General features: G+C 58.3%; 1 pseudogene. It reads left to right on the plus strand.

What is annotated here, in order from left to right:
- Positions 1-63 precede the first annotated feature (63 nt).
- A pseudogene (locus J8I34_RS34220) lies at positions 64-707 on the plus strand (IS256 family transposase); the annotation flags it as partial.
- Positions 708-825: the final 118 nt, after the last annotated feature.

Below are 825 nucleotides of genomic sequence, written 5' to 3' on the forward strand. Positions count from 1 at the left end.
TAATGGACTTCGCCGCCGGCATCAAGTACGCCAGAGAAATTGGTCACGAGTGACTTGTGTGTAATGCAATGGGTTAAAGGGCCGATGACGCCCAGCGAGGTTCAGGATCTGATGCTGGCGTTCAACAAAGCCATCATCGAGCGGGCGATGGGCGCCGAGATGAGCATGCACTTGGGCTATAAGCCAGGCGAGCCCAAGCCGGCCCCGCAGTCCAATGCGCGCAACGGCCTCACCGGCGAGACTGTCATCACCGACCGTGGGCCGGTGCGGGTCGAATTGCCAAGCGACAGCGATGGCAGCTTTGAGCCGGTCTTGAGACCCAAGCATGAACAGCGTTTTACCGGATTCGAAGAGCGCATTATTGCCATGTACGCGCGCGCGGCATGAGCGTGCGCGAGATCCAGGCATTCCTGGCTGAGAGCTACGGAACCGAAGTCTCCCCTGACTTCATCAACTCGGTCACCGATGAAGTCATGGCCGAGGCAATCGCGTGACAGAGCCGACCGCTCGAAGCCATGTACCCAGTGGTGTTCTTCGACGCGTTGCTGGTCAAGATCCGCACTGACGGCGTGGTCACCAATAAGGCCGTGTATCTGGCATTGGGCATCCAGGCAGACGGTCAACGCGATGTGCTGGGCCTGTGGGTCGAGCAGACCGAAGGTGCTAAGTTCTGGCTGAAGGTCTTCAATGAACTCAAGAACCGAGGCTGGGTAAGCGTGGCCCCAGCACCGTCTGTTCATGAAGAGCCTTAGGGAATCGCTGATTAAATCAGCGCGCGAGTCATCGAGGCGTTTGGTGAGCGCGTTGTCATAGGTGTGTCCATGA

It is taken from the genome of Cupriavidus phytohabitans, from assembly GCF_017815025.1.
In the GTDB taxonomy this organism is placed as follows: domain Bacteria; phylum Pseudomonadota; class Gammaproteobacteria; order Burkholderiales; family Burkholderiaceae; genus Cupriavidus.